The organism is Streptomyces sp. NPDC050560 (genome assembly GCF_044457285.1).
Lineage (GTDB): Bacteria > Actinomycetota > Actinomycetes > Streptomycetales > Streptomycetaceae > Streptomyces.
This window is the reverse complement of record NZ_JBITGT010000007.1, coordinates 166896-190531: the sequence shown is the minus strand read 5'-3', so window position 1 is coordinate 190531 and position 23636 is coordinate 166896. Positions and strand designations below refer to the sequence as shown.

Below are 23636 nucleotides of genomic sequence, written 5' to 3'. Positions count from 1 at the left end.
GCGCCCCGTTCACACCGACTGACGGGGGACGATGTGGGCGACGGGTGGGTGGAGTCCTGTGGTGTCGAGGCCGAGGGCGAGGCGGGCGCTGAGGCGGCCGTGGGTGTGGGCGTCGATGGTGACGGTGGTGAGGGCGGGGGTGGTGTAGGCGCCGTAGCCGTTGTCGTCGAAGCCGATGACGGCGGTGTCGTCGGGTACGTGTCGGCCGAGGTCGTGGAGGGCGGTGAGGACGCGGAGTGCGGTGTCGTCGTTGAAGGCGGCGATGGCGGTGATGTGGGGGTGGTGGGTGAGGCAGGCGGCGACTGCCTGGGCGCAGGCCGTCCTCTCCTGGGGGATGGTGAGGGGGTGGGGGGTGGGGATGTTGAGGGTGTGGGCGGCCTGGGTGGCGTAGGTGAGGCGGGTGGTGGCGAGTGGGGGGCTGGTGTCGGGGAGGGCGAGGGCGGTGTGGGTGTGGCCGTGTTCCGCCAGGTGGCTGAGCTGGAGGGCGGTGTGGGCGGCGAGGCCGTCGTGCCAGCCGCCGCCGAGGTCGTCGAGGCCGTGGCCGGTGAGGTAGGTCTCGGCGAAGCGGATGACGGCGCGGGGGGTGATGGTGTCGAGGACCTGGCGGGTGGTGTGGGGGCTGTCGTGGCCGTGGCGGACGAGCAGGACGTGGGCGTGGGCGGCGAGTTCGGTGTCGAGGCCGTCGATGTAGCTGCGGGAGTAGTGGCCTTCGAGGCCGGGTTCGATGGTGAGGACGACGACGCGTGAGGTGCCTTCGCGCAGGGCGCGGGCGACGCCGTGGGGGACGTAGCCGAGGTCGTGGGCGGCCTGGCGGACGCGGTCGCGGGTGGCGGCGGAGATGGTCTGGCGGGGGTCGTCGTTGAGGACGAAGCTCACGGTGGCCCGGGAGACCCCGCTCGCCGCGGCCACGTCGTTGAGCGTGACTCTCCGGGACGTACCCATCACCCCTGCTCCGCCGGCACCCGCGCCAAAGGACCCCTGGCGGGGCAGCGCCCGCCCATTCTAAAGACCCACCCGCCCCCGGGTCCGTAAACGCACGCCCGCGGCCCGACGCCACCGGCTCCACGGCGCTCCGGACCGGCGTGCGGCGGCCCCCGGCGGTCCCCGGAAAAACCGGTGGGCGGGGCGCGTCGGCCGCTGCTAGCCTGCGGGCGGCCGTGCCGGAGAGCGAGGAGGTGGTACCCGTGGACACAGTATCGACATGGGTGCTCCCCTCAGGGGTCACGGTCGGGCGGTAGGTCGCCCGGGAGCGCCGTCCAGCGCGCTTCCGAAAGGCACGACCATGCAGTTCACTTCAGCACACCGCCTCGACGACGGCGTCGTCGAACGCGACTTCACCCTCGGCGACCTCCCCGGCACCCTGTGGACCCCCGAGTCCGCCGCCCCCGTACCGCTCGTCCTGATGGCTCACAACGGCGGCCTGCACAGGCGGGAAGGGCGGCTGGTGGCCAGGGCCCGGCAGTCCGCGGCGTACGGCTACGCGGTGGCCGCCATCGACGCCCCCGGGCACGGCGAGCGGCCCCGCTCGGCCGCCGACGACCAGCACCGCGCGGACCTGCGCCGGGCGCTCAAGGCCGGTGAACCGGTCGACGGGATCATCGACGCCTTCATCCTCCCGCTGGTCGAGAGGGCGGTACCGGAGTGGCGGGCCACCCTCGACGCCGTCCTCGCCCTGCCCGGGATCGAAGGACCCGTCGGATACTCCGGGTGGGCCGCGCTCGGCATCCGGCTCGCGGTGGCCGAGCCGCGCATCGCCGCCGCCGGGTTCTTCGCCGGGGGCTTCGTCCCCGGCGCCCTGCGCGAGGAGGCCCGCCGGGTGAGCGTCCCGCTGCTCTTCCTGCTCCAGTGGGACGACGAGGGCAACCCGAGACAGCGGGCCCTCGACCTCTTCGACGCCTTCGGCAGCAAGGAGAAGACACTCCACGCCAACCTCGGCGGGCACGCCGGCACCCCGTGGTTCGAGGTGGACGACGGCGACCGGTTCTTCCGCCGGCACCTGAGGTGACCCGGCACCCGGCGTGACCCGCAGCCGCCCACCGGTGCGAGCCGGTGGGCGACTGGCTGACGGGGCGTCAGAGTGCTGTGTGCGTCCGGGGGTTACGGCAGCGGTGTGCCGGGTGTCCTGGTCCTGCTCGGGCAGCTTCGGCTGCGGGTGCCGCTCAGGCCCGTTCCTGCCGGGTGGGCGGGTTGCTCCGTCATGGTCACCTTCCTCGGTCCGGGACCTGGGGCCGCCCCGGCACCCTGACCGACACGAGTGACCTGCGGAGGCGCTGGTAAACCCGTACCGCCCCGCGGGGGAGGCCGTAAGAAGCGAGAAGAACGGCCGAAGGCGGGCGGTAGTTCGGCGATCGCTGGGCACCATCGGACCATGACCATGGGGATACTGGTGGGTCTTGTCGTGCTCGTTGCCTGCGGCTGCGCCTGTGTGGTGTGGGCGTCGCGTGGCGGGCCCCGGTGGGTGCGGGGCGTCGCGACCGTGACGCTGGCCCTGGGCGAGCTGGTGCGTTACTCCTCGCGGCAGCAGCGCCGCAGGCCGGGCCAGAGTTCCGGCGACGACTGAACCGACCCGGGAACCGGTCGGCCCCCGCACCTCACATCCGGGCCTTGAGCACGTCCACCTCGCAGCCGGGCGCCGCGGGGTCGAAGCCGTGCTCGACCAGCCAGCGCACTGCCAACAGGCTCCGCAACGACCACCACGCGCGGATCACGTCGAGGTCGACGTCGGCGCCGTAGCCCGCGACGACGTCGCCGAGGTGCTCCTCGTGCCCGAGGGTGAGGGTGGCGAGGTCGAACAGGGGGTCGCCGCGGCCCGCCTCCGACCAGTCGATGATGCCGGTGACCTTGTCGCCGTCGACGAACACATGGGTGATTTGCAGATCGCCATGTGCGAACACCGGGGTCCACGGCCGCAGCGCCGCCTCGGCGACCCGGCGGTTGCGGGCGACCAGGTCCGCGGGCAGGACACCGTCCGCCACCAGCCGCTCGCACTCGCCGTCGAGGTCCGTCGCCAGCTCCCGCGGGCCCCGGCCCGGCCAGGGCGGCAACGGCGCCTCGTGCAACTCCCGTACGGCGGCGCCCGCCGCGGCCCATGCCGCGGGCGACGCGTCCGACGGCTCCCCGAGGCGGCCGAGCGCCGTCCCCGGGACGGCGGCGATCGCCAGCACCGGCGGCCTGCGCCACAGGATCTCGGGGGTCGGGACCGGTGCCAGCGCCATCGCCTCGACCTCGACGTCCGTACGCGCCCGGTCGGCGTCCACCTTCAGGAACACCTCGCCGACACGCAGGGTCGCGCGCTCGGAGTGGGCGACGACGACGTTGACCTCATCCATGGCGGCAGTATCCCGACACGTCCACGCGGCCGCACGGAATTTTCCCCCCGCCCCCCGGCCGGGCGGGTCGGTACGCTCGACCGAGGGACACGGACCCCGGAGGCGCTGGTGGCGGGCATACGGGAGCGGATCGCGGCGGAACTCACGGCGGCCCTGCACGGCGGCGACCTCAAGCTGGAGCGGTACGCGGGGCCGCCCGGCGACCACGGGCTCTTCGGGATCGTGCCGGGCGACCCGGTGTGGCGGGTGCACGGGCAGCCCACCGGGATGCTCACCGGCGGGTTCGCCGCGCTCATGCTCCAGTCGCTGCACCCGCTGGCGATGGCGGGGGTCGCCCAGCACTCCGACTTCCGCGCCGACCCGGTCGGGCGCCTCAACGGCACCGTGCGGTTCATCACCACGACCACCTTCGGCGGCTCGGCCGCGGCCCGCGAGGTGATCGACCTCGTACGGCGGATCCACACCCGGGTGCACGGCACCGCCCCCGACGGCAGGCCCTACCGCGCGGACGACCCCGACCTGCTCACCTGGGTGCACACCGCCGAGGTGCGCAGCTTCCTGGCCGGCTACCAGGCGTACGCCGCGGGGCCGTTGCGGCTGACGCCCGCCGAGTGCGACGCCTACTACCGTCAAACCGCCCCCATGGCCGAGGCGTTGGGCGCGCGGGGCGTACCGCTCACCTCCGGGGAGGCCGAGCGCTACCTGACCCGGATGCGCCCCCGACTCCACGCCACCGAGGCCGCGTTGGACTCGATACGGTTTCTGCGCCGCTTCGGGCGCACCCGGCGGGAACGTCTTGTCGTGGGGCTCCTCATGAACGCCTCGGTCGGACTGCTGCCCGGCTGGGCCCGCAGCGAACTCGGCATCCACCGCCCGGCGCCCGTACGCACCGGCTGGGACCGGCCGCTGGCGACCGCCGTCGGACGCACTCTCGAATGGGGCCTCGGCCCCTCCCAGATCCAGGCCGCCGCACGGGGGCGGCTCGCGGGCGCCCGGCAGGGGTGACGGGGCCCGCGGCGGACGCCGCCAGTCCCCTCGCGGGGAGTCGAACAGGCAGGGGCGCGGGTCCGAACACCCTGACCCGGCCCGCCGGCCCGGCCCGTTTCCCGATCGGTTTCCAGTCGTTGGGCCGGATACCGCCCATCCGGGTGGTGGTTCACACCTGCGAACGGAGCCGTCCCGTGCGACTGACCGACATCCAGGGCTGCGAAGTGCGGCCGGGGCGGCTCGTGGAGTGGACACTCGGCCCCGCGACGGTCGCGGCCGCGAGCGGGCTGAAGGAGGACTCACGGCCGCCCGCGTACATCCAGGAGTCGCACCTGAGGACCGTGCGGTCGGTGCGCGACGGCGGCATGTTCCTGCCGACCTGGCTCGCCGCGGTCTTCGACCTCCCGGGCCGCGCCGATCTCGACGTACTCCACGACGCCCTGCACACCTGGACCCTCAGGCACGAGACGCTGCGCAGCGGCTTCCGCTGGGACGAAGGCGAGATCCGCCGCTTCACGCTCGACCCCGGGGCCGTGGAGCTGCGCCGCGAGGTCGTCGGCGACTTCTGTGACACGGAGGAGCTGACCGCGCGCCTCCAGCACCGCTTCGACACCGCGACCTACGCGCTGGGCTGGCCGAACTTCCTGTACACGGCGGTCGTACGCGACGACTCCACCAGCGTGCTGCTCGCCTTCGACCACAGCAACGTCGACGGCCACTCCATCATGCGCATCCCCGGCGAGATCCACGCCCTCTACGCGGCGGGCGTCGCGGGCCGCGCCGAGCCCGAGGCGCAGGTGAGCAGCTACGTCGACTTCTGCGAGATCGAGCGGGCCGACGCCGACCGTATCGACGGCGGCCACGAAGTCGTGGGCCGCTGGCGGGAGTTCATCGACCGCTGCGGCGGCCGGCTACCGAACCTCCCCGTCGACCTGGGCCTCGGCGCCGAAGGGGAGCGGCCACCGCAGAAGCTCATGCGCGAGATGCTGGTGGACGCGGACGCCGCCGCGGCGTTCGAGGCGTACTGCCGGCCCTACGGCGGCACCCTCGTCGGCCTCCTCGCCGCCACCAGCCTCATCGTGCAGGAGATCGGGGGGCAGCCCGTGTACCGGACGGTCGTACCGTTCCACACCCGGGTGAAGTCCCGCTGGTCGCACTCCGTCGGCTGGTACGTCGGCGGCGCGCCGATCGAGGTGCCGGCCGCGGCGGGCGGCCTCCCCGGCGCCCTGACCGCCGTACGCGACCAACTGCGCGCCAACCGCACGCTCGCCCGGATGCCGCTCGCCCGGGTGCTCGACCTGCTCGGTCCCGACTTCCGCCCGGCCTCATCCGACCTCTACTCGGGCGTGTCCTACCTCGACGCCCGCGACGTCCCAGGGTCGGAGCGGTGGGTGGAGTGGAAGGCGTACGGACTCGGCCGGGTGGCGTACGGCGACAAGGTCGGTGTGTGGGTCAACAGGCTCCACGAGGGCCTGTGGTTCGCGAGCCGCTACCCGGACACCCCCGTCGCGTACAAGAACATGCGTCTTTACGTGGAGCGGCTGCGGGACGTCATCCTGTCGACGGCCACCTGACCCTGACCCCGTCCGGGAGCCCGCGCGCGCCGGGGAGAGACGGCGGTCCCGGGGCGAGACGGCGGCTTCCGAGGGGGTCCCGGGCGGCACCGCCGTGGCGATAATGACCCGGTGGACGACACCAGCTTGACCCCGCGGGCGAGGGGGCGGGACGGGCCGCAGGGGGGAAGCTCGGAGGAGCAGATCCTGCTGGCGCTGCGGACCTCGGGGCCCGCCTCCCGGGCGGACCTCGCCAGGACCCTGGGGCTCAGCCGTACCCGCGTCGGCCAGGTCATCGGCGAGCTGCTGCGGGAGAAGGTGGGGCTCCCCGTCTACGTCGGCAACCACGGCAACCTCGCGGTGATGGCAGAACGGATCTGGGGCGCGGGGCGCCGGGTCGACGACTTCATCTGGATCGGTCTCGACGCCAACGTCGGCGGCGGGATCTGCTCCGGCGGGCAACTGCTCAGCGGCCGGGACGGATTCGCCGGGGAACTCGGCCATATCGTGGTCGACCCCGACGGCGAGTCGGCGGCCTCCTCAGCCGGCAGTGCGGCCCGGTCATCCTGGACGCCACCCGGGTCGAGATGGACCGGCGCGCGCTGCCCGCGGCGAGGCGGTCGGTGCAGTTGCGGTTCAGCACCCTGCGCAGGCCGGAGCCGCTGGGGGCGGCCGCCCTGGTACTGATGGACGCCTCACGGCGCCTGGTGATCGACAGGACCGGCAGACCGCGGTGGGAAAGGGACGCGGGCTAGGGCGTCCGGCGCCCGCCGCTACCGGTACGGACATTCGCCCGCCCTCTCCGGATCGCCTCCGGATCGCCCCGGACCACCTCCGGATCAGTTCGGACCAGTCCCCGACTACTCCCGTACCGGCCCCGGTATCGGCCCCGACAGGATCGGATCGCCGGTCTCCCGCTGCCAGCGGTCCAGGAGGGCCGCCAGGATCGACGGCTGCGGCCACTGGCGGATCTTCTCCCGGATCATGCTGCCCCTGATGGTGCCGGCGATCGCCACCACGGTGATCTTCACCTTCATCTGGACCTGGAACGACTTCTTCACCGCCCTGATCTATCTGACCTCGCCCGACAAGTACACGGCCTCGGTCGCCCTGCGGTCATTCCAGGACTCCACGGGCGGCAGCGACTGGGGAGGCATGTTCGGGATGTCGATCATCACCCTGGTGCCGCTGTTCCTGGTCTTCCTGTTCGGCCAGCGCTTCCTGGTCAGGGGCATCGCCACCACCGGCATCAAGTAGCGGCCACCCTTCCCCCGCGCCCGGCGGGGCAACGGGGGCCACAGGTCCCTGCGGGCGCGCCGAAGAGGGGCCTTACGGCCGCTGTCCAGGGCCAACGGGCCCTGTCCGCCGGATGGTTCGCGGACCAGCATCGATCGCAGGGAACCGCGCGGGGCCCCCTGCCGCGGCCCGGGATCGGTGCGTGGGAGGCGGCAGTCATGATCGGTCGGCACGTGGTCGTCGGGGTGGACGGCTCGTTGGTCGCGACACGGGCGCTCGACGGGGCGGCACGCGAGGCGCTGTGGCGCGGTGTCGCGCTGCGCGTCGTGTACGCCGTCCAGGACCGCGACGAGGCGGGGCCGGTACTGGCCGCCGCCGTGTCGCGGGTGCGCGAACGGCATCCGCGGCTGCCGGTGACGGCCACGGCGGTCGAGGCGGACGCGGCGCGTGCGCTGGTGGGCGCGGGGCACGACGCCGAGTTGACCGTCGTCGGCGCCCGCGGGCTCGGCCCCGTCGCGGGGCTGCTGCTCGGCTCGGTCGCAGTGCGCCTCGCCGCCCATCTGAACGGGCCCCTGCTGGTGGTGCTGGGCGACCACCCGCCCGCCGAGCGCGGCCGGGTGGTGGTCGCCCTGGAGGGCGAGGCGGACACGGCCGCGGTGGAGTACGCCTTCGCGGAGGCCGAGCGCCGCGCGGCGCGGCTCGTCATCCTGTGCGCCTGGGAGCAGCGCCACCTGCCGCAGGGCCCGCCGCCGCGGATGGCCGTACGGGCGCCCGGCGCGGTGCGGGTGGCGCGGCGACTCGGGACCGAGGTGCCGGTGGCGCGCACCGCGGTGGAGCGGCTGCGGCGGCGGCACCCGCTCGTCGAGGTCGACACGCGCATGGTGCGCACCGTGGCACCGCAGACCCTGCTCAGGTCCACCGGGGAGGCGGACGTGGTCGTCGCCGCCCGCCCGCACACCGCGGGGCTGCCGGGGCCGCGCCTCGGCTGGGCCGTCCACACCCTGCTGGGCCGCTCCCGCTGCCCCGTACTGATCGTCCCCACCTGACGGCTCCCGCGGGGCGTGGGGGTCCCTGAACGTCCCGGTGGAGTCGGGCCTTTGGTCCCGGGCGGCGGGGACCTCGGGCCGCAGCGGGGGCCGGGGCCACGGGCCGAGAGTGGAAGCAGACAAGGACGAAGCGCACGGCCGGACCCCGGAAAGGGTTGGACGACATGTCAGTTCACCAGAGTCACCAGCGTGCCAGGCTGCACCTCCCCGCGCTGCGCCGCACCGGGGACGGGCCGGTGTCCGACGCGGCGGCGTCCGGCGCGGCCGGGCAGGCGCGGCAGCGCACCGGGTCCCTCGCGGTCGCCCGCGCGGCGGCGGTCGCGCGGATCGTGCTCGGGCTCGTCTTCCTGTGGGCCTTCCTGGACAAGACGTTCGGCTGGGGCTACGCGACCCCCTCCTCGGGCGCCTGGGTCAACGGCGGTTCGCCGGCGAAGGGCTTCCTCGGCGGGGTGTCCGCCGGTCCGTTCGAGTCGATGTTCCACTCCTGGGCGGGACAGGTCTGGGTCGACTGGCTGTTCATGCTCGGGCTGCTCGGAGTCGGCCTCGCCTTCCTCGCCGGGATAGCGCTCAGGCCCGCCGCCGTCGCGGGCACCGTCATGATGGCGTTCATGTGGGCCGCCGAGTGGCCCCCTGCCTCGCACCTGTCGGACGGCAGCCCGAGCATGTCGTCCAACCCGGTCATCGACTACCACCTGGTGTACGCGGTCCTCCTCATCGCCCTGGCCATCGCGGCGGCCGGACGCACCTGGGGACTCGGCGGGCTCTGGCAGCAGCTCCCGCTCGTCCGCAGGAACCCGTGGCTCAAGTAGCCGCCGCCCCCGAGGGCGTGAGGAGCGGGGCGGACCGGCCCGGGGCAGCGGGCCGGCCCGCCCTTCCGTGTGGCTGTTTCCGTGTGCCGGGCCGCGCGGCCCCGGGCCCCGTCGCGCCGGTGCCTCAGCCGTCCGCGGGGAGCGGGACCGTCCACTCCATCCGCGTCCCGGTGGGCTCGCCGCGGGCGATGGTGAGGCTGCCGCCGAGGTCCGCGGCGCGGCGGCGCAGGTTGTCGAGGCCGCTCTGGCGCACCGCGCCGGGGTCGAAGCCCGTGCCGTTGTCGGCGACCCGCAGCCGCAGCTCGGTGCCGTCCGTGCCGACGGTGATCTCGACGGAGGTGGCGCCCGAGTGCCGGGCGGCGTTGGACAGCGTCTCGCGCAGCACCGCGAGCAGATGCCCGGCGTGGCCCGCGGGCACGTCGGTGTCCAGCAGCCCGGTCATCCGCAGCGCGGGCGCGAAGCCGAGCACCGCGGCCGCCTGGTCGGCCTCCGCGAGGAGACTGGTGCGCAGCCCGCCCGCCGCGCTGCGGTCGCTCTCGCGCAGCGCGTAGATCGTGCCGCGTACCGTCTTGATGGTGTCGTCGAGGTCGTCGACGACCCGCTGGACGCGCTCGGTCACCTCGGGCCTGTCGGCGACCCTGCCGAGCACCGAGTTCAGGGTGAGCCCCGCGGCGAACAGCCGCTGGATGGCCAGGTCGTGCAGGTCGCGGGCGATACGGTCGCGGTCGGTCAGGACCATCAGGCGCTCCGCCTCGCGCCGGTGCTCGGCGATCTCCAGGGTCAGCGCGACCTGGTCGGCGAAGCCGCTGACCATGGCGATGACGGAGTCGGAGAACTCCGGCTGCCCCGGCAGCCCCGCGACCTGTAGCACCCCCCGCACCCGCTCACCGCCGCCGAGCGGCAGCAGGAACCCGGGCCCGAGGTCGAGCAGCGCGGCGGAACCGCCCCCCGCCTGCGCCTCCTCGGAGAGCGCGGCGCTGGTGAAGGGCTCGCCCGCGCGGTACACCCGCGCGGCCAGCGTCGTGGCCGCGAGCGCGAGACCGCGCACCCGCTCGGCGCCCACCCCGTCGGCCGCCTCGATGACCAGCTCGCCGCCCTCGAACGGCACGGCGAGCGTCACCAGGTCCGCCCCCGACAGGTCCCTGACGGTGGCGGCGGTGCGCCGCAGCACCTCATCGGGGTCGGTGCCCGAGAGCAGGCTCCTGGTCAGCTCGCTGCTCGCGGTCAGCCACCGCTCCCTGCGCCTGCTGTCGTCGTACAGCCGGGCGTTCTCGATCGCCACCCCGGCCGCGGCGGCGAGGGTGCGCAGGACCGCCTCGTCATCGTCGTCGAACTCGGCGCCGCCGCGCTTGTCGGTCAGGTACAGATTGCCGAAGACCCGGTCGCGCACCCGCACCGGCGCCCCCAGGAAGGTGGTCATCGGGGGATGCCCCGCGGGGAAGCCGACCGAGTCGGGGTGCCGGCCCAGGTCGGCGAGGCGCAGCGGCTCCGGCTCCCGGATCAGCAGCCCCAGGATGCCTTGGCCCTCCGGGTAGTGGCCGATGGCCGCGATGGTCTCCTCGTCCACGCCGACGGTGATGAACCGCCTGATCCTTCCCTCGTCGCCCAGCACCCCGAGCGCCCCGTACCTGGCGTCCACCACCGCGACCGCGGACTCGGTGATCCGCCGCAGCACCACGTCGAGGTCCAGCTCGGAGCCGATGGACAGGACCGCGTCGAGCAGCGAGTGCACCCGGTCCCTGGCCGCCCGCACCTGTGCCACCTGCGCCTGGAGCCCTTCGAGCAGCTCGTCGAGACGCAACTGGGGCACCGCCGGGCTCTCCCCGCGTCCGTCCGCCGGGCTCTGCCCCATCGCCGCTCCCTCCGGGAAAATGCCAACGGCAAGCCCTCATCATGCCGGAGCGCCCGCGCCCGCGCGCGGGCATCCGGAGGACGGCTGGCGGGTCGGGGCCGATCGGCCCTGGCCCTTCGGCGCGCGATCGCCCAGGATCGGCGTGGGGCGCGGACGGCGCGGGCGGCCACGCCCGGTCCTGCCACGGTGGCACCGGGTCTACGACGAGGAGAGTGCGATGGCGGACGGCGAGCGGCCGGAACCCGGGGACACGGGGCGGCCAGGGCCGGAGAGCGCGCGGCGGCCGGGCGCAGGGGACACGGGGCGGACGGACCCCGGCGACCCGATCAGGGTCTTCCTGCTCGACGACCACGAGGTGGTACGGCGCGGGGTGCGCGACCTGCTCGACGACGAGCCGGACATCACGGTGGTCGGCGAGGCGGGCACCGCGGAGCGGGCCCTCGCCCGCGTCCCCGCGCTGCGCCCGCGGGTGGCCGTGCTCGACGTGCGGCTGCCGGACGGCGACGGGGTGAGCGTCTGCCGTGAGCTGCGCTCGCGCATGCCGGAACTGGCGTGCCTGATGCTGACCTCCTTCGACGACGAGGAGGCCCTGCTCGACTCGATCATGGCCGGGGCCTCCGGGTACGTACTGAAGCAGATCCAGGGCTCCGACCTGGTCTCGGCCGTACGCACCGTGGCCGCGGGCCAGTCCCTGCTCGACCCGAGCGCCACCACCCGGCTGATGGCCAGGCTGCGCCAGGGCCCACGGCAGGAGGAGCAGCGCGAGGAGGTGCCGGGCCTCACCGACCGTGAGCGGGAGATCCTGGCGCTGATCGGCGAGGGCCTGACCAACCGGCAGATCGGCGAGCGGCTGTATCTGGCCGAGAAGACCGTCAAGAACCACATCTCCCGGCTGCTCGCCAAGCTCGGCGTCGAGCGACGCGTCCAGGCGGCCGTCATCGCCACCCGCGCCAGGGACCGGCGCCGGGGCGAGGGGGGCTGACCCCCGGGGCCCGGCTCAGGCGCCCGGGGCGCCGCCCCCGCCCGCGGCGTCTCGCTCCCCCGGCCCTTCGGGCCCGCCCCGCAGTTGGCGGCCGGTCACCATCGTGGTCTCGATCCGTACGACGACCGCGTCCCTGAGCGGCATCCAGGACCCGGGGCCGCCGCCCGCGAGCCGTTCCCGCTCCTCGGGGTCGCCGACGACGGCGGCGCGCCCCGTGACCACCACGCTCCAGCCGGAGCGCTCCGCCGCGCTGAACTCGTCCGCCTCGAAGGCGACCACGAACCCGTCGACGGCGCGCACCAGGTCGGACTCCGCGGAGCTGCGCAGGACCACGGACGAGGCGTCGGCGTCCAGCCAGAAGTTCACCGGGAGCACCGCGGGCAGGGCCTGCCGGGTGTACACCACGCGGCCGACCGACACCCCGGCCAGCAGCCGCAGGCACTCGTGCCGGTCGAGCACGCGGAAGGTGTCGCTCAGGAACATCAGCCCATGGTCCGTACGTCCGCCCCGCGCGGGTAGGGCCGGTCGGCCCTCATCCGCGCCCTCCTGGAGCGGGCGGGCGCGGGACCCGGCCTTCGGCGAGTGGGCCTGCCGCGCCCTGGCCGGGGAGCCGGGGGAGCGTCCGCCGGGCACGTCACGCCCCGGCCAGGGTGAACACGGCGTCGACCGGCCGCCGCGGCGTGGGACGCCCGGGAGGGCCGTACCCCAGCCGCAGCACCATGTGGACGGCCGCCATGGACGACATCGGGTCCCGCACGAACCGGCGCAGATCCTCCCATTCGAGCGCCTGCGAGGTGAGGGAGGTGGCGAGGCCGTGCGCGGTGGCCTCAAGCAGCACGCGCCCGAGCGCCTGCCCCGCGGTGAGCCAGTCGCGCGGGGTGTCGCCGCCCGTGCCGAGCAGGGCGAGCTGCGGGGTCTGCTCGAACCCGGCGCCCGGCCGTCCCGGCACCGGGGCGTCGGCGGCGAAGTCCCGCACGGGCGCCCGCCCGTACCAGCGGGACGGGCCGAGTGCGTAGCGGGGGATGCCGTCGACGGCGGCGGGCGCGTCCGCGTCCGTGAGCCGGGTCCAGCGGGCGACGTCGGCGCGGGCGCGCCGGTCGGAGCGCTGCTCACGCTCGGCGTCCTCGACGAGTTCGAGCAGCGCGTCGGTGTGCCAGGGCCCGGGGAAGACGATCTCGGCGCCCTCGGCGCGCGCCGCGGCCGCGAGCGACCGGCGCACCGCCTCGGGGACCTCAAGCTCGGAGAAGGGTTCGCGGCTGGTGTGCCGCAGCGCGATGAAGGGGAAGAGCCGCCCGAGCGACGCCTCGGGGCGCCCCGCCGCGCCTAGGGGGTGTTGCGAAAGTGGCGTCGTTCGCCCGGCAGACGGGACTTTCGCAACACCCCCTAGCCGCACCCTGGCGAGCAGCTCGGGGTCGCCGGGCTCGGGCAGCGGCTCCCACACCGCCCGCCACCCGGTGTGCGCGGCCGCGACCCGGAGGGTGAACAGGGCGGCGCCGCAGCCGATGCGCAGCCCCCGGCCTTCCGGGTCGGTGGCGGGCATGGCGCGCGCCGGGTCGGCGCGCAGGTCGAGTACGCCGCTGCCGGGGTCGAACCGGAAGATCCACGGCTGTGCGTTGTGCATCGAGGGCGCGAGGCCGGCGGCCGCGACCAGGGCACGTACCTCGGCGATCCGCGGAGTCGTCATCACTCTCACCCACTGCTCCCTGGGACGTCCGATGCGGAACCACACTCCCAGCGTGCGCGAACCCGCCCGGCGCCCGCAGGGGCCACAAGGCCCCGGGCGGGGGGCCAAGGGTCCCCACCGCCGTGGGCGGGCCGCGGGGTGTCCGCCGCTACCGGGTCTGTCTGCTACCTCCTCGGTGAGTTCCTGTCCACGCGCCGGGCCCGGTTGAAGCCCGCGGACGTGGGGCTGCCGGACTACGGCGACCGGCGACGGCCGCAGGAGCCGCCGCCGACTCCCCGCCGAGCGCGTCACCCCGGCGGTGCGCCAACTGGTCGACACCTTCGGGGACTCGCCCGCGGTCGTACTCGGCAGGCGCTCCGACATCCTGACGTGGAACAACGCAGGGCAAGCGCTGTTCCACGCGGCCGTCAAGCAGCGGCCTGACACCGGCGGAACGCACCGCCGCGGTGCCCCCGCGAAGCCGCCCCGCCCGCCCGCGCCCCGCGTGGCTGCCCCCTGCCTGCGCCTTGCCTGCCTTCCCCCCCTCCCGAGGAACAAGGACGATGAAGAAGACGAGGCTGAAGACCGCCGTGGCGGGAGCCGCACTCGTCGTGGTCGCGGCCACCGGAACTGGTGCGTCGATCTGACGGCGCTCACCCTCGACGGCAGGCAGCACCTGATCTCCGATGTGACGGTGGCGCCCGACGGCACCGCCTACGCCGTCGACGAGCTGACCCACACGGTGTTCCGCATCGACACCGAGGGCCGTGCCTCGGTCTTCCTGCGGAGCGACCTACTCCAGGAAAAGCTGGACATTCCCGACTTCCTGTACGGCGTGGGGATGGCGAGGGCCCGCGCTCGGGCTGCCGGCGCGGGGCACGCGGCCGCTGCCGCCCCCGGGTCAGTCGCACACAGGACCGTCGGCGACGGTGTACGAGAGGTAGTACGTGGTGCCTTCGTACGTCGAGTAGTAACGGCCGGTGCTGTCCCGGTACATGCCGGTCACCACGGCCTGGCTCCCGGTGTAGCGGATCTCGTCACCGGCCAGGCTGAGGCTGTCGTCGGCCTTGCCGAAGGTGGCAGGGCCGACGACGCCGTCCGCCGTGAGGCCGTGGGCCCGCTGCCAGGCTTTCGTCGCGTCCGCGGTCTGCGGTCCGAACTCGCAGTCCCTGCCGCTGTCGGGCAGCAGCCCGTCGGCCCACAGGACCGTCTGCCAGAGGGCGACCACGTTGTTGTGGGAGTTCTGCGTGGTGGAGAGGGGCCCCTCGTCTCCCCAGTCGTCGGTCACCACTCCCGTGCCGTAGACACCGCCCTGGGCCACGCTCGCGTGTGCCGGTGCCGTGCCCAGTACGCCGAGTACGGCCGCCGCGAGGACGGCCGCGCCCGGCAGTGCCCACCTTCCGGGTGTTGCGCGCATCTGGTTCTCCCTTCCGCGGGCCCCGCCCGGCCTCCCGCCGTCGCGGCGGCCCCGCTTCCACGCTCGCGGAGCCACCGATGCCGGACAAGGGGGCGCGCGCGATCCGGTGGAAGTCCTCACCCCCGCGCTGCCGGCTCCCCGGAGCGCGGTTCGTGGCCCGAGGGGCGTCCGCCGGGCAGGTATACGGGCACGGGGAAGCGGTCGGACATGGCGGTGAAGGTGCGGTGTTCGATGGCGCGCTGGGCGGTGAACTCGGGGGTGGCGGTCGGGCCGAAGCCGACCTCCGCCCGGGCGCCGTCGAGCAGGGGGAAGACGGCGTCGCAGAACTCGTCGGGGTCGGCGCCGTGTGCCGGGCCGGGTCCCGCGAGCGGGGTGGCCACGGCCGGGGGCACCAGCTCCACCACCCGGACCCGGGTGGCCTCCAGGGCGTGCCGCAGGTTCACGGTGTAGCTGTGCAGGGCGGCCTTGGCCGCGCTGTAGAGCGGTGCGAAGGGCTGCGGGACGAAGGCTCCCCCGGAGGTGACGTTGACGAGCACGCCGGGGCGGCCGTGGGCCAGCATCAGCGGGACGAGCAGCCGCCCGAGGTGGATCGGCGCGGCCAGGAGGATGTCGAGTTCGTGCTGCGCCTCGGCCCAGGGGCAGCGGTCCGCCGCGATGGCCACCCGGCGTTGGATACCGGCGTTGTTGACCAGTACGTCAAGCTCCGGCATGGCCCGCCCGACGTGGTCGGCCAGTTGCTGTCGTCCCTCGGCGGTGGCGATGTCGTTGGTGAGGGTCTCGACGCCCGGCAGCCGGTCGGCCGCCGCCGCGAGCCGGTCGGGGCTGCGGCCCGTGATGAGGACACGGTGTCCGGCCGCCAGGTGCCGTTCCGCCAGGCCGAGCCCGATGCCGGAGCTGCCCCCGGTGATGAGTACGGCGCGCTTGTGCTGAGTTGCCATGTAAACCATCATGCGCCGCTCGTGTTTACGTGGCAACCCGGAAGGTAGGCTGTCCCCGTGACGCAGCCCCTCGACGACTCCGAGACACAGCGGTGGACCGCCTGGAAGCGGGCGAACGAGGCCGTGCTCGCCGAGGTCGCACGGGAGATCCAGGGCGCGTCCGGGCTGTCCGCGGCCGACTTCGCCGTCCTCTCCCGGGTGGTCGAGAACGGCGGCGGCCGCATGCCGCAGCACGATCTCGGTGTGCTGCTGGACTGGAAGCGCGCCCGGCTCTCTCGCCAGCTCTCCCGGATGGCCGAACGCGGGCTGCTGCTGCGCGAGGCCGACCACGGCAGGCGCGTGCTGGTCGTCGCCACGGACGAGGGCCGGGCCGCGCTTGCCGCCGCGCGCCCGGCGCACGCGCGGGCGGTCCGCCGCGCCCTGCTGGCGCACGCTTCCGCACCGGGCCGCGACGCCTTCTGGCAGGTCATCGGCGAGATCGCCGCGCCGCCTCCCGAGGCGGCACCCTGAGCCCTCGCGGGACCGGTGCCCGGCGGCGGACCTCAGGCGCCGGTGCCGCTGCCGCTGCCCTCGACCGCGGCGGCCACCGCTGCGAACTGCTCGGCCAGTAGCCGGTCGAGGCGGACGGAGTACTCGGCGGCGTAGCGGGCCCCGAGCGCAAGGCGCAGGCAGCCGATGCCCAGCATCGCCACGGTCCGCAGCCGGTGCTCGGGCTCCTGCGGCCGGGCCGCCGTCAGGCCCGCGAAGGCCGCGTCCTCCCACTCCGCGTAGATCGCCTGCTTGTGCGCGCGAAGGGAGGGCGTGGACGCGAAGAGGCGGTCGACGGTCAGGGACTCGGGGCCCTGGTGCCGTCCCACCAGGGCGGCGAGGGCCTCCCGCAGGAGGGGCCAGGCCGGACCCGCCCCGTTCCGGTCCTCCCGGAGCCGTGCGGTCAGCGCGGCGGCGAAGTCGTCGTCGAGCCAGTACGCCAGTATCTCCGGCTTGGTGCGGAAGTAGTGGAAGAGCGTACGGGCGGAGATCCCCACCCTCGCGGCCACCTCCGCGAGGCTCGTCTCGTCGTACCCCCCTTCGGAGAACATCCGCAGCCCCGTCCTGGCGATCTGCTCCTTGGTCTCCCGCTGCCGCCGCTCCCGGAGCGTCTCGCCGTCCGCAGTCATTGCCACAGGTTCCCACACTGCATTGATTTCACAGACTGCACGTTTTACAGTCACTGCAACGAACTGACGACGCCCCACTCCTCGACCGAACGGAGCCCTCCCATGCCAGGCGACCGCACCTGGTTCATCACCGGCGCCTCGCGCGGTTTCGGCCGGGTGTGGGCCGAGGCCGCGCTGGAGCGCGGAGACCGCGTGGTGGCCACCGCCCGATCGGCCGGGCCGCTCGGTGACCTGGCCTCGGCGTACGGCGACGCCGTGCTGCCGCTGTCCCTCGACGTCACCCGGCGCGACGACGTCTTCGAGGCGGTGGAGCGCGGAAGCCGGCACTTCGGAGGTCTCGACGTCGTGCTCACCGCGGCGGGCTACGGACTGTTCGGCGCGGTGGAGGAGGTCTCCGACCGGGAGGCGCGCCACAACGTCGAGACCAATGTCTTCGGCACGCTCGCCGTCGTACAGGCCGCCCTGCCGATCCTGCGCGCACGGGGGCACGGGCACTTCCTGCTCGTGTCCAGCATGGGCGGGATCGTCGCGGGCCCGATGTTCTTCCAGCCGGCCAAGTGGGCCGTGGAGGCCCTGGGGGAGTCGCTCTCCCAGGAGGTCGCGCCGTTCGGCGTCCATGTCACGCTGATCGAGCCCGGCGCCTACCGGACCACGTTCTTCACCGACACCTCGTCGCGCAGGGCCGCCCCGATCCCCGCCTACGACCAGGCCCGTAACGCCCTCGCCACGATGAGCGCGGGCCTGCCCCAGGGCGACCCGGCCGCCACCCCGCCCGCCCTGTTCGCGGTCCTCGACGCGGAACGGCCCCCCTTGCGCCTCATCCTGGGCTCGCGGTCCCTCCCCCTCTTCCGGAGGGTCTACGAGGACCGCCTCGCGGAGTGGAACGAGTGGGCCGCCGTCTCGAACGCCGCCCAGGGACGACCGGCCGCGGCGGACACGGCCGGAAGGGACACTCGGTGATCACGGCTCGGGCGTCACTCCACCGGTGACCAGGGAGCGGAGCGCAGGTGCGCGACACTGTGCCGGTCACGGCCCCGCGGGGGCCCGCCGGACGCCTTGCCCACGGCGACCATGGAGACGATCGCCCAGCCCGGGTTCGGGTCCAGTTCCTTGGTGAGACCTCCCAGGTCGAAGGCCCGGAATTGGTGCGCGGCCAGCCCCATGGCCTGGGCCTGGACGGTCATGTGGGCGATGGCCTGGCCGAGGTCGTAGTCGGCGAACTCGGAGTAGAGCAACTGCGTGTCGTCGACGTGCCGCCGCGCCAGTGTGACGACGAGCAGTCCCGCGTCCTTCGCCCAGCGGGCCGAGCTGGGCGCGAGATGGGGGAAAACCCGGTCGTGCTCCGGCTCGCCCGGCCTGCCGGGGAAGAAGCCCCACGGCTGGGAGTTCCCCGCCGACGGCGCCCAGCGCGCGGCCTCAAGCAGCAGGTGGAGCGCGTGGTCGTCGACAGCCCCCGCGGGATCGAACCGGTGCGGGCTGAAGCGCCCCGCAAGCAGGGGGTGTATGCCGCCGGGCGGCTCCTGAGGATGCTGCATGCTCCGGTGCAACCGGCGACCCCGAGTACGTATTTCCGTCCGGTACGACTCCGAGCGGCGCGGCGCGGTGTGCGGGCCGCCGTCGCGTTGTCGACGCGCGCGTGGGCCGCCCGGACGGGCAGTCCCTCCGACAGGTCCCACGGGCGTCGGCCGCCCTCCGCGTCGACGGCGTACCGTGCCACACCGTGCAGGGTGCCGGTGCGCCGGTCGACGACCCCGGGTCTCGTTGCAGTCGGCGAAGTACCGGCCGCCGACGCCCTCGACGAACTGACCGCGGTCGCGCGGCGGCTCGGCGGCGAGGTGGTACGGGCGCCGGGCCGCGTCCAGCCCGACGGCACCCGGCGCCCCCGCGGGGATCAACCCCGCGCCGTCTCGGTCAGTCCGAGGAGATTGCCCTCCGGGCCGGTGACGTGGGCGAACCGCATGCCCTCGGTCGCGCCGGGCGCGGGCGGCGAGACCCGGCCGGGCTCGAACCGGGCCGTTCGACGAACTCCACGCGCAGACCGTCCGCGTTGCTCAGCACGACGGTGCGGACGCCCGCCTCCGGCATCTCCAGACGCTCTTCCGCGTCGCCGAGGCCGAAGGTGTCGCCGCGTACCAGGCTTCCTGGGCGGCGAGCCCCACGGACGCGGAGGGAGAAGTCGCCTCAGCCGCGGTGGCGGGCCCAGGACACGGACTCCTCGGGGCGCACCACGGGGCCCGGCCGCCGGGCCGGGCCCCCGCGCCCCGGTGCAGCGCTACCGGGAGAGTCTTGCCTTGTCGGGTGTGGAAGCGCCGTCCGCCCCGGGGGTCCACACGAAGGTGGCCACGGCGCCCGACGGCAGGGTGTAGTCGAGGGAACGGCCGTCGTCGGTGAGGGAGAAGCGCTGGGAGTCCCCTGAGCTGTTCACCACATAGGCGACGCGGCTGCCGTCCGGGTTCTGGAAGGCGACGTCCTGCACACCGCCGCCGCCCTGGCTGGTGGAGCCGATCCGTACGGCGCCCACTGTGACGAACTTGCTGAGCTGCCCGAGCGAGTAGTACTCGGCGCCGCGGTTGACGGCGTCGCCCGCGATCTCCACCACGCCGTTGCACCGGGTGCCGCAGAGCCCCTGGTGCGGGCCGCCGTTCTGGTCGAGGGCCAGGTTCCAGGTCACGGCGGTCTCACCGCCGTTGCGCATGTTCTGCACGACGAGGTTCTCGGCCTGCCAGCGCAGGCTGTCGCCGAACGTGTTGGCCTGGTTGTCGCTGTCGGTGCCCGAGCACTCGGTGAAGAACACCCGCTTGCCCGCGTCGGCGACCTGCTGCTCGGCTGCGGGGTCGCCGCCGTAGCAGTGGAAGGCGGCGCCGATGACACGGCTGATGCCGTCGGTGCGGGAGAACACGTCGAGCGGGTAGTCGGGATGGTCCCAGTTGTGGTCGAACGCCAGGATGTTCGTCGGCAGGCCCGCGGCCGTGAGCTTGGGGTCGAGTACCTTGATGAAGTCGGCCTGTTGGGCCGAGGTCATCGACATCGACGGGTAACTCGTCGGATTCTCGGGCTCGTTCTGCACCGTGAGGTCGGTGAGGGTGATGCCCTCCTGCCCGTACGCCTTGACCGTGTCCACCAGGTAGTCGGCGAAGTCGCCGTAGTTCTCGGGCTTGAGGCTGCCGCCGTTGAGGGAGTTGTCCGTCTTCATCCAGGCGGGCGGGGACCAGGGCGTGCCCATCAGCCGGATGGCCGGGTTGACCCCGAGGGCCTGCTGGACGACGGGGATGATCTCCTGCTTGGCACGGTCGATGGAGAACTGCCCGGGGGTGTCCTCGTAGGAGTACGGATCGTTTGTGGCGTCGAAGTCGCTGCTGCCGAGCGGCTGGCGCAGATACGACAGGCCGATGCCGTCGCCCGAGGTGGAGAAGAGCGACCGCATCAGATCGGCCCGCTGGTCCCCTGAAAGGCCCTGGATGAGGTGCGCGGACGCGCCGGTGACCGAGGCGCCCGCGCCGGTGTAACTCTGGCCTTTTTCTTGGGCGTTGACTTGCAGGTCGATGCCCTGCGGGGAGCTGTCGAAGGGCACGCTGCCGTCGGAGCTGAGCTTGCGGGAGCCGTCCGGCGTGGTCACCCACACCTGGGCGGCGGGGTCGGCGGCCCGCGCCGACTGGCCGCCGGTGAAGCCGAGTCCGGTGACGGCGAGGGCCAGGACCAGGGCGGTGACCCCGGCTCGTGCGGGCGTTCTGTGGGGGTGTGACACGGTGCGGGTCTCCTTCGGATCGGTGGCACGGTGGGGGTACCGAGGGCCCGCCGCGGCGGAAGAGCGAGCGGCGGAAGGACGAAGGGTGGGGCACGGGGTCCGCGGACCGGCACGCCGAACATGGTGCGGACGAACGGCGATCGAGCGTGTGCGACCGGCGCCCGGCGGTGCCCTGCCGGGCCCGCCCGCGCGCTGACCGCGCCATGAAAGCACACCCACTAAGTACTCAGTAAGTGGCCTGCGGCACTTTGCTGCACGGCCCCCAAGTCCATCGGCGGGCACAGGCGTTCGGCGTAGGGTGGGCCGAATGACCGATCAGCCGGCGGGTGGGACGACCCGTGACTCCCGCGGCCCGCGCGTCCCACGGAGCCCCGGGGCCCGGCGGCGCCAGCAGGACATCCTGCGCATCGCGATGGACACCTTCGCGGCGCGCGGCTACAACAACGCCTCGCTGGCCGAGATCGCCGAGCGCGCGGGGCTCACCCAGGCCGGTGTGCTGCACTACTTCCGTTCCAAGTCACTGCTGCTGACCAGCGTCCTCGAACTCCGCGACGAGACGGACATCGAACAGCTCGGCGCCGAACGCCCCCGGGGCCTGGCGTTCCTGCGCCACCTCGTCGACACCGCGCGCCGCAACGCCGAGCGCGAGGGCATCGTCCGGCTCTACGCCGTCCTGTCGGCCGAGTCCGTCACCGACGACCATCCCGCGCAGAGCTACTTCCGCGACCGCTACGTCGGACTGCGCGCCTTCGTCACGGACGCCGTCACCGAGGCGTGCGGCCTCGCCGAGAGCGACGCGCCCAGGGCCCGGCACGCCGCCAACGCGGTCATCGCCGTCATGGACGGCCTCCAGGTGCAGTGGCTGCTCGCTCCGGACGCCGTCGACATGGCCGCCTCCACGGACCTGGTGATCGACTCCCTCCTCACCGCCCTCCACCAGGACCGCTCCACGGCAGAGGGCTGACCGGAGGGATTCAGGAGCGGTCATCCCCCACCGGGACCCGGGCGACACTCTCCGTGTCGCCGCCCGCCGCGAAGAGTTCCCGGTCCGGGCGACCGGCTCGGAGGCGGCGGCTGCGGGCCTCATACCGCGCCGCGGGCGATGTGGCGTCGGCACCCGTGGATACCTGGACATGCCGGGCATAGCGGACACATGCCAGCGTACGCGGCTGGGACACCGGTCGGATCGGAAGGGAAGTTGCCGAACCTGATTGAGGGCACCTTACGGGGGCAAGCGCATTCCATCAGCGCGAAAGGAAAGGGATGTGAAGTACCGGCAGCATAAGAATTCTGGCCTCCGTGTATCCGAAATCGTCCTCGGCATACTCAATGCGCAATCGCATTGACCTGGGGTCCGATAGGAACGGAGCCGCCGATATTCATGGTTGAACACTGATTGTCTGAGGGGGCACCGTAACCGGAGGGGTTTTCGGCCGCGTTGTCGGCCCGAGGCCCGAGTGCCACCGCAAACCTGCCGGGGTCGACCCTGCTCAAGAGGGGCCCCGAAGGGGGATGTCGGACGATTACATCGGCCAGGTCGCTGCGGGGAAGCAGATGTGTGAGCGCGAACGTTTGAGAGGCCGAGCAATGAGTGTCATCGAGTCGGTTGTACGGGACCGCTTGACCGAGGTGCTTCAGCGCAGGAACGCTGAGATCGTCGATCGCTGGGTGCGGTTGCAGCATGAGCGGTTGGAGCTGGCCGACGGGGGGCTCGTCGAGACGGAGCTGCATGAGGAGGCGGACGCGCTGGTCAGGGCGTTGACCGGCGGTCTGGCCAGCGGTCTGCCGGTGGCGGAGATCGTCACCGGGCACCGTGAGCTGCATGACACCGTCACGGACATGTCGCTGCGCCGGGCTCGGGCGGGCGCGGAGCCGACGGCGACCTCGCTGGCGGTGCTCGCGCTGAAAGAGGCGCTGCTCGAAGCGGTCCAGGGCGAAGACCTCGCCTCCGACGAGATGTTCGCCGCGGCCCTGGTCATCAACCGTCTGCTCGACGCCGCGGGTGCGCTGTCGTTCGCGACGTACGTCGAGGGCCGTGAGGAGATCATCCGCCGGCAGAGCCGCCAACTGCTGGAGATCTCGACGCCGGTGGTACGCCTGTGGCAGCAGGTCCTCGCCGTACCACTGATCGGAAACCTGGACACGGCCCGCAGCCAGGTGGTGATGGAGAGCCTTCTGGAGTCGATCCAGAACGAGGAGGCCATCGTCGCCATCATCGACATCACCGGGGTGCCGACGGTCGACACCTCCGTCGCCCAGCACCTCATGCAGACGGTGAAGGCCGTGCGCCTGATGGGCGCGGAGTGCGTCATCAGCGGCATCAGGCCCCGTATCGCGCAGACGATCGTCCAACTGGGCATCGACCTGTCCGGCATCATGACCCGTGCCACACTGGCCGACGCGCTCTCCGCGGCCATCGAACTGACCGGGCGTGCCGCCCAGGGGCACAGCACGACTCCGGGCGCACCGGGTGCGCTGTGAACAGCCGCGAGGGAGGGGTGGCACCGATCCTCAAGCTGGGGGACACCCTCGTCACCGGCCTCCTCAACGAACTCGACGACGCCTCCGCGCTGGCCCTGGCCGAGGAGTTGACGAACCGTATCGCCTCGGACGGCGCCCGGGGCGTGCTGATCGACATCTCGCGTGTGCAGATCATCGACTCCTTCGTGGCACGTGCCCTGATGGAGATGAGCGCCATGGCGCAACTCCTCGGGGCGCGGGTGGTCGTCGCGGGCATGAGCCCCGCGGTGACGATCACCCTGGTGGAACTGGGCGTCGAACTGACCGGGGTGGAGACGGCGGTGAACGCGGAGCAGGGCATGGCCGCCCTCGGCTGGCACCGGTCCGCCTCGCGGTTCGAGAGCCCTCCCGCGAGGGCGGTGTCGCCCCAATGAGCCTCTCAGGAGAGCGGGGCGTCCCGGG

Annotated in this window: 25 protein-coding genes and 2 pseudogenes; 15 read left to right on the top strand and 12 right to left on the bottom strand. The window is 73.5% G+C overall.

The genetic code is table 11. The features are described 5' to 3' along the window. Positions 1-9: 9 nt before the first annotated feature. Positions 10-942, bottom strand: a complete 933-nt coding sequence (locus tag ACIBIW_RS17885) for a LacI family DNA-binding transcriptional regulator (RefSeq protein WP_399337102.1) — start codon at positions 940-942, stop codon at positions 10-12. A 340-nt stretch (positions 943-1282) separates the two neighbouring features. On the opposite strand from ACIBIW_RS17885, the gene ACIBIW_RS17880 reads away from it, so the two are divergent. Both ACIBIW_RS17880 and ACIBIW_RS17875 read left to right on the top strand, forming a co-directional pair. Further along, complete coding sequence (locus ACIBIW_RS17880) at positions 1283-2005, top strand: dienelactone hydrolase family protein (RefSeq protein ID WP_399337100.1); 723 nt, start codon at positions 1283-1285, stop codon at positions 2003-2005. A 363-nt stretch (positions 2006-2368) separates the two neighbouring features. Then, the gene (locus ACIBIW_RS17875) at positions 2369-2560 is read left to right on the top strand and encodes a hypothetical protein (protein ID WP_399337098.1); all 192 of its coding nucleotides are present in this window, start codon (positions 2369-2371) and stop codon (positions 2558-2560) included. A 31-nt stretch (positions 2561-2591) separates the two neighbouring features. Here the strand turns inward: ACIBIW_RS17875 and ACIBIW_RS17870 are convergent, their stop codons facing one another. Next, on the bottom strand, positions 2592-3329 hold the full coding sequence (locus tag ACIBIW_RS17870; protein ID WP_399337096.1) for a phosphotransferase family protein: 738 nt from the start codon (positions 3327-3329) through the stop codon (positions 2592-2594). Positions 3330-3437: 108 nt separating this feature from the next. On the opposite strand from ACIBIW_RS17870, the gene ACIBIW_RS17865 reads away from it, so the two are divergent. The 3 genes from ACIBIW_RS17865 (at position 3438) to ACIBIW_RS17855 (ending at position 6556) form a co-directional block, all read left to right on the top strand. Further along, the gene (locus ACIBIW_RS17865; protein ID WP_399337094.1) at positions 3438-4334 is read left to right on the top strand and encodes an oxygenase MpaB family protein; all 897 of its coding nucleotides are present in this window, start codon (positions 3438-3440) and stop codon (positions 4332-4334) included. A gap of 176 nt (positions 4335-4510) precedes the next feature. Further along, positions 4511-5890 carry a condensation domain-containing protein gene (locus ACIBIW_RS17860; protein ID WP_399337092.1) on the top strand — a complete coding sequence of 460 codons (1380 nt, stop codon included), beginning with the start codon at positions 4511-4513 and terminating at the stop codon, positions 5888-5890. Positions 5891-6001: 111 nt separating this feature from the next. Next, complete coding sequence (locus tag ACIBIW_RS17855; RefSeq protein ID WP_399337090.1) at positions 6002-6556, top strand: ROK family protein; 555 nt, start codon at positions 6002-6004, stop codon at positions 6554-6556. A 173-nt stretch (positions 6557-6729) separates the two neighbouring features. Here the strand turns inward: ACIBIW_RS17855 and ACIBIW_RS17850 are convergent, their stop codons facing one another. Continuing rightward, positions 6730-6888 carry a hypothetical protein gene (locus ACIBIW_RS17850; RefSeq protein ID WP_399337640.1) on the bottom strand — a complete coding sequence of 53 codons (159 nt, stop codon included), beginning with the start codon at positions 6886-6888 and terminating at the stop codon, positions 6730-6732. On the opposite strand from ACIBIW_RS17850, the gene ACIBIW_RS17845 reads away from it, so the two are divergent. The 3 genes from ACIBIW_RS17845 to ACIBIW_RS17835 all read left to right on the top strand — a co-directional run bounded on the left by ACIBIW_RS17845 (position 6854) and on the right by ACIBIW_RS17835 (position 8960). Then, the gene (locus tag ACIBIW_RS17845) at positions 6854-7126 is read left to right on the top strand and encodes an ABC transporter permease subunit (RefSeq protein WP_399337088.1); all 273 of its coding nucleotides are present in this window, start codon (positions 6854-6856) and stop codon (positions 7124-7126) included. The genes ACIBIW_RS17850 and ACIBIW_RS17845 overlap by 35 nt on opposite strands. Positions 7127-7323: 197 nt before the next feature. Next, positions 7324-8151: a universal stress protein gene (locus ACIBIW_RS17840; RefSeq protein WP_399337086.1), complete on the top strand. Its 828-nt coding sequence runs from the start codon at positions 7324-7326 to the stop codon at positions 8149-8151. A gap of 164 nt (positions 8152-8315) precedes the next feature. Then, positions 8316-8960 (top strand): hypothetical protein, encoded by a 645-nt coding sequence (locus ACIBIW_RS17835; RefSeq protein WP_399337084.1) that lies wholly within the window; start codon positions 8316-8318, stop codon positions 8958-8960. A 124-nt stretch (positions 8961-9084) separates the two neighbouring features. Here ACIBIW_RS17835 and ACIBIW_RS17830 read toward each other — a convergent pair whose 3' ends face one another. After that, complete coding sequence (locus ACIBIW_RS17830) at positions 9085-10812, bottom strand: GAF domain-containing protein (RefSeq protein ID WP_399337082.1); 1728 nt, start codon at positions 10810-10812, stop codon at positions 9085-9087. 217 nt (positions 10813-11029) lie between these two features. Here ACIBIW_RS17830 and ACIBIW_RS17825 point away from each other — a divergent pair, with 217 nt between their 5' ends. Next, entirely contained in the window at positions 11030-11794 is a 765-nt protein-coding gene (locus ACIBIW_RS17825; RefSeq protein ID WP_399337080.1) for a response regulator, read from the top strand. 15 nt (positions 11795-11809) lie between these two features. Here ACIBIW_RS17825 and ACIBIW_RS17820 read toward each other — a convergent pair whose 3' ends face one another. After that, complete coding sequence (locus ACIBIW_RS17820) at positions 11810-12277, bottom strand: pyridoxamine 5'-phosphate oxidase family protein (protein ID WP_399337078.1); 468 nt, start codon at positions 12275-12277, stop codon at positions 11810-11812. 151 nt (positions 12278-12428) lie between these two features. Then, a complete protein-coding gene (locus ACIBIW_RS17815; RefSeq protein ID WP_399337076.1) occupies positions 12429-13478 on the bottom strand; it encodes an Acg family FMN-binding oxidoreductase in 1050 nt (349 codons plus the stop codon). A gap of 298 nt (positions 13479-13776) precedes the next feature. On the opposite strand from ACIBIW_RS17815, the pseudogene ACIBIW_RS17810 reads away from it, so the two are divergent. Further along, positions 13777-13827 (top strand): annotated as a pseudogene (locus ACIBIW_RS17810) (hypothetical protein); the annotation flags it as partial. A gap of 531 nt (positions 13828-14358) precedes the next feature. Here the strand turns inward: ACIBIW_RS17810 and ACIBIW_RS17805 are convergent. Both ACIBIW_RS17805 and ACIBIW_RS17800 read right to left on the bottom strand, forming a co-directional pair. Next, positions 14359-14874, bottom strand: coding sequence for a peptidoglycan-binding protein (locus tag ACIBIW_RS17805; protein ID WP_399337075.1), 516 nt, complete (start codon positions 14872-14874; stop codon positions 14359-14361). Between the two features lie 116 nt (positions 14875-14990). Continuing rightward, positions 14991-15812: an SDR family NAD(P)-dependent oxidoreductase gene (locus tag ACIBIW_RS17800; protein WP_399337073.1), complete on the bottom strand. Its 822-nt coding sequence runs from the start codon at positions 15810-15812 to the stop codon at positions 14991-14993. Between the two features lie 57 nt (positions 15813-15869). On the opposite strand from ACIBIW_RS17800, the gene ACIBIW_RS17795 reads away from it, so the two are divergent. Continuing rightward, positions 15870-16322 carry a MarR family winged helix-turn-helix transcriptional regulator gene (locus ACIBIW_RS17795; protein ID WP_399337071.1) on the top strand — a complete coding sequence of 151 codons (453 nt, stop codon included), beginning with the start codon at positions 15870-15872 and terminating at the stop codon, positions 16320-16322. Positions 16323-16354: 32 nt separating this feature from the next. Here the strand turns inward: ACIBIW_RS17795 and ACIBIW_RS17790 are convergent, their stop codons facing one another. Together ACIBIW_RS17790 and ACIBIW_RS17785 are read right to left on the bottom strand one after the other, a co-directional pair. Continuing rightward, entirely contained in the window at positions 16355-16969 is a 615-nt protein-coding gene (locus tag ACIBIW_RS17790) for a TetR/AcrR family transcriptional regulator (RefSeq protein ID WP_399337069.1), read from the bottom strand. Between the two features lie 28 nt (positions 16970-16997). Further along, on the bottom strand, positions 16998-17078 hold the full coding sequence (locus tag ACIBIW_RS17785) for a hypothetical protein (protein ID WP_399337605.1): 81 nt from the start codon (positions 17076-17078) through the stop codon (positions 16998-17000). On the opposite strand from ACIBIW_RS17785, the gene ACIBIW_RS17780 reads away from it, so the two are divergent. Further along, positions 17072-17929, top strand: coding sequence for an SDR family NAD(P)-dependent oxidoreductase (locus ACIBIW_RS17780; RefSeq protein WP_399337067.1), 858 nt, complete (start codon positions 17072-17074; stop codon positions 17927-17929). The genes ACIBIW_RS17785 and ACIBIW_RS17780 overlap by 7 nt on opposite strands. A gap of 14 nt (positions 17930-17943) precedes the next feature. Here ACIBIW_RS17780 and ACIBIW_RS17775 read toward each other — a convergent pair whose 3' ends face one another. Continuing rightward, positions 17944-18504 carry a nitroreductase family protein gene (locus ACIBIW_RS17775; protein WP_399337065.1) on the bottom strand — a complete coding sequence of 187 codons (561 nt, stop codon included), beginning with the start codon at positions 18502-18504 and terminating at the stop codon, positions 17944-17946. A gap of 761 nt (positions 18505-19265) precedes the next feature. Further along, positions 19266-20714: pseudogene (locus ACIBIW_RS17770) on the bottom strand (glycoside hydrolase family 30 beta sandwich domain-containing protein); the annotation flags it as partial. 307 nt (positions 20715-21021) lie between these two features. Here ACIBIW_RS17770 and ACIBIW_RS17765 point away from each other — a divergent pair. The 3 genes from ACIBIW_RS17765 to ACIBIW_RS17755 all read left to right on the top strand — a co-directional run bounded on the left by ACIBIW_RS17765 (position 21022) and on the right by ACIBIW_RS17755 (position 23608). Continuing rightward, complete coding sequence (locus ACIBIW_RS17765) at positions 21022-21678, top strand: TetR/AcrR family transcriptional regulator (protein WP_399337062.1); 657 nt, start codon at positions 21022-21024, stop codon at positions 21676-21678. Between the two features lie 623 nt (positions 21679-22301). Beyond that, positions 22302-23195: an STAS domain-containing protein gene (locus tag ACIBIW_RS17760; RefSeq protein ID WP_399337060.1), complete on the top strand. Its 894-nt coding sequence runs from the start codon at positions 22302-22304 to the stop codon at positions 23193-23195. Between the two features lie 17 nt (positions 23196-23212). After that, positions 23213-23608: an STAS domain-containing protein gene (locus ACIBIW_RS17755; protein WP_399337058.1), complete on the top strand. Its 396-nt coding sequence runs from the start codon at positions 23213-23215 to the stop codon at positions 23606-23608. The last annotated feature ends 28 nt before the right edge of the window (positions 23609-23636 follow it).

Coding starts and splice junctions, on each gene's coding strand:
- ACIBIW_RS17765 (WP_399337062.1), top strand. CDS start 21,022: ATGACCGATCAGCCGGCGGGTGGGACGACCCGTGACTCCCGCGGCCCG.
- ACIBIW_RS17790 (WP_399337069.1), bottom strand. CDS start 16,969: ATGACTGCGGACGGCGAGACGCTCCGGGAGCGGCGGCAGCGGGAGACC.
- ACIBIW_RS17760 (WP_399337060.1), top strand. CDS start 22,302: ATGAGTGTCATCGAGTCGGTTGTACGGGACCGCTTGACCGAGGTGCTT.
- ACIBIW_RS17845 (WP_399337088.1), top strand. CDS start 6,854: ATGCTGCCCCTGATGGTGCCGGCGATCGCCACCACGGTGATCTTCACC.
- ACIBIW_RS17875 (WP_399337098.1), top strand. CDS start 2,369: ATGACCATGGGGATACTGGTGGGTCTTGTCGTGCTCGTTGCCTGCGGC.
- ACIBIW_RS17835 (WP_399337084.1), top strand. CDS start 8,316: ATGTCAGTTCACCAGAGTCACCAGCGTGCCAGGCTGCACCTCCCCGCG.
- ACIBIW_RS17885 (WP_399337102.1), bottom strand. CDS start 942: ATGGGTACGTCCCGGAGAGTCACGCTCAACGACGTGGCCGCGGCGAGC.
- ACIBIW_RS17840 (WP_399337086.1), top strand. CDS start 7,324: ATGATCGGTCGGCACGTGGTCGTCGGGGTGGACGGCTCGTTGGTCGCG.
- ACIBIW_RS17880 (WP_399337100.1), top strand. CDS start 1,283: ATGCAGTTCACTTCAGCACACCGCCTCGACGACGGCGTCGTCGAACGC.
- ACIBIW_RS17800 (WP_399337073.1), bottom strand. CDS start 15,812: ATGGCAACTCAGCACAAGCGCGCCGTACTCATCACCGGGGGCAGCTCC.
- ACIBIW_RS17775 (WP_399337065.1), bottom strand. CDS start 18,504: ATGCAGCATCCTCAGGAGCCGCCCGGCGGCATACACCCCCTGCTTGCG.
- ACIBIW_RS17780 (WP_399337067.1), top strand. CDS start 17,072: ATGCCAGGCGACCGCACCTGGTTCATCACCGGCGCCTCGCGCGGTTTC.
- ACIBIW_RS17830 (WP_399337082.1), bottom strand. CDS start 10,812: ATGGGGCAGAGCCCGGCGGACGGACGCGGGGAGAGCCCGGCGGTGCCC.
- ACIBIW_RS17825 (WP_399337080.1), top strand. CDS start 11,030: ATGGCGGACGGCGAGCGGCCGGAACCCGGGGACACGGGGCGGCCAGGG.
- ACIBIW_RS17820 (WP_399337078.1), bottom strand. CDS start 12,277: ATGTTCCTGAGCGACACCTTCCGCGTGCTCGACCGGCACGAGTGCCTG.
- ACIBIW_RS17815 (WP_399337076.1), bottom strand. CDS start 13,478: ATGACGACTCCGCGGATCGCCGAGGTACGTGCCCTGGTCGCGGCCGCC.
- ACIBIW_RS17805 (WP_399337075.1), bottom strand. CDS start 14,874: ATGCGCGCAACACCCGGAAGGTGGGCACTGCCGGGCGCGGCCGTCCTC.
- ACIBIW_RS17870 (WP_399337096.1), bottom strand. CDS start 3,329: ATGGATGAGGTCAACGTCGTCGTCGCCCACTCCGAGCGCGCGACCCTG.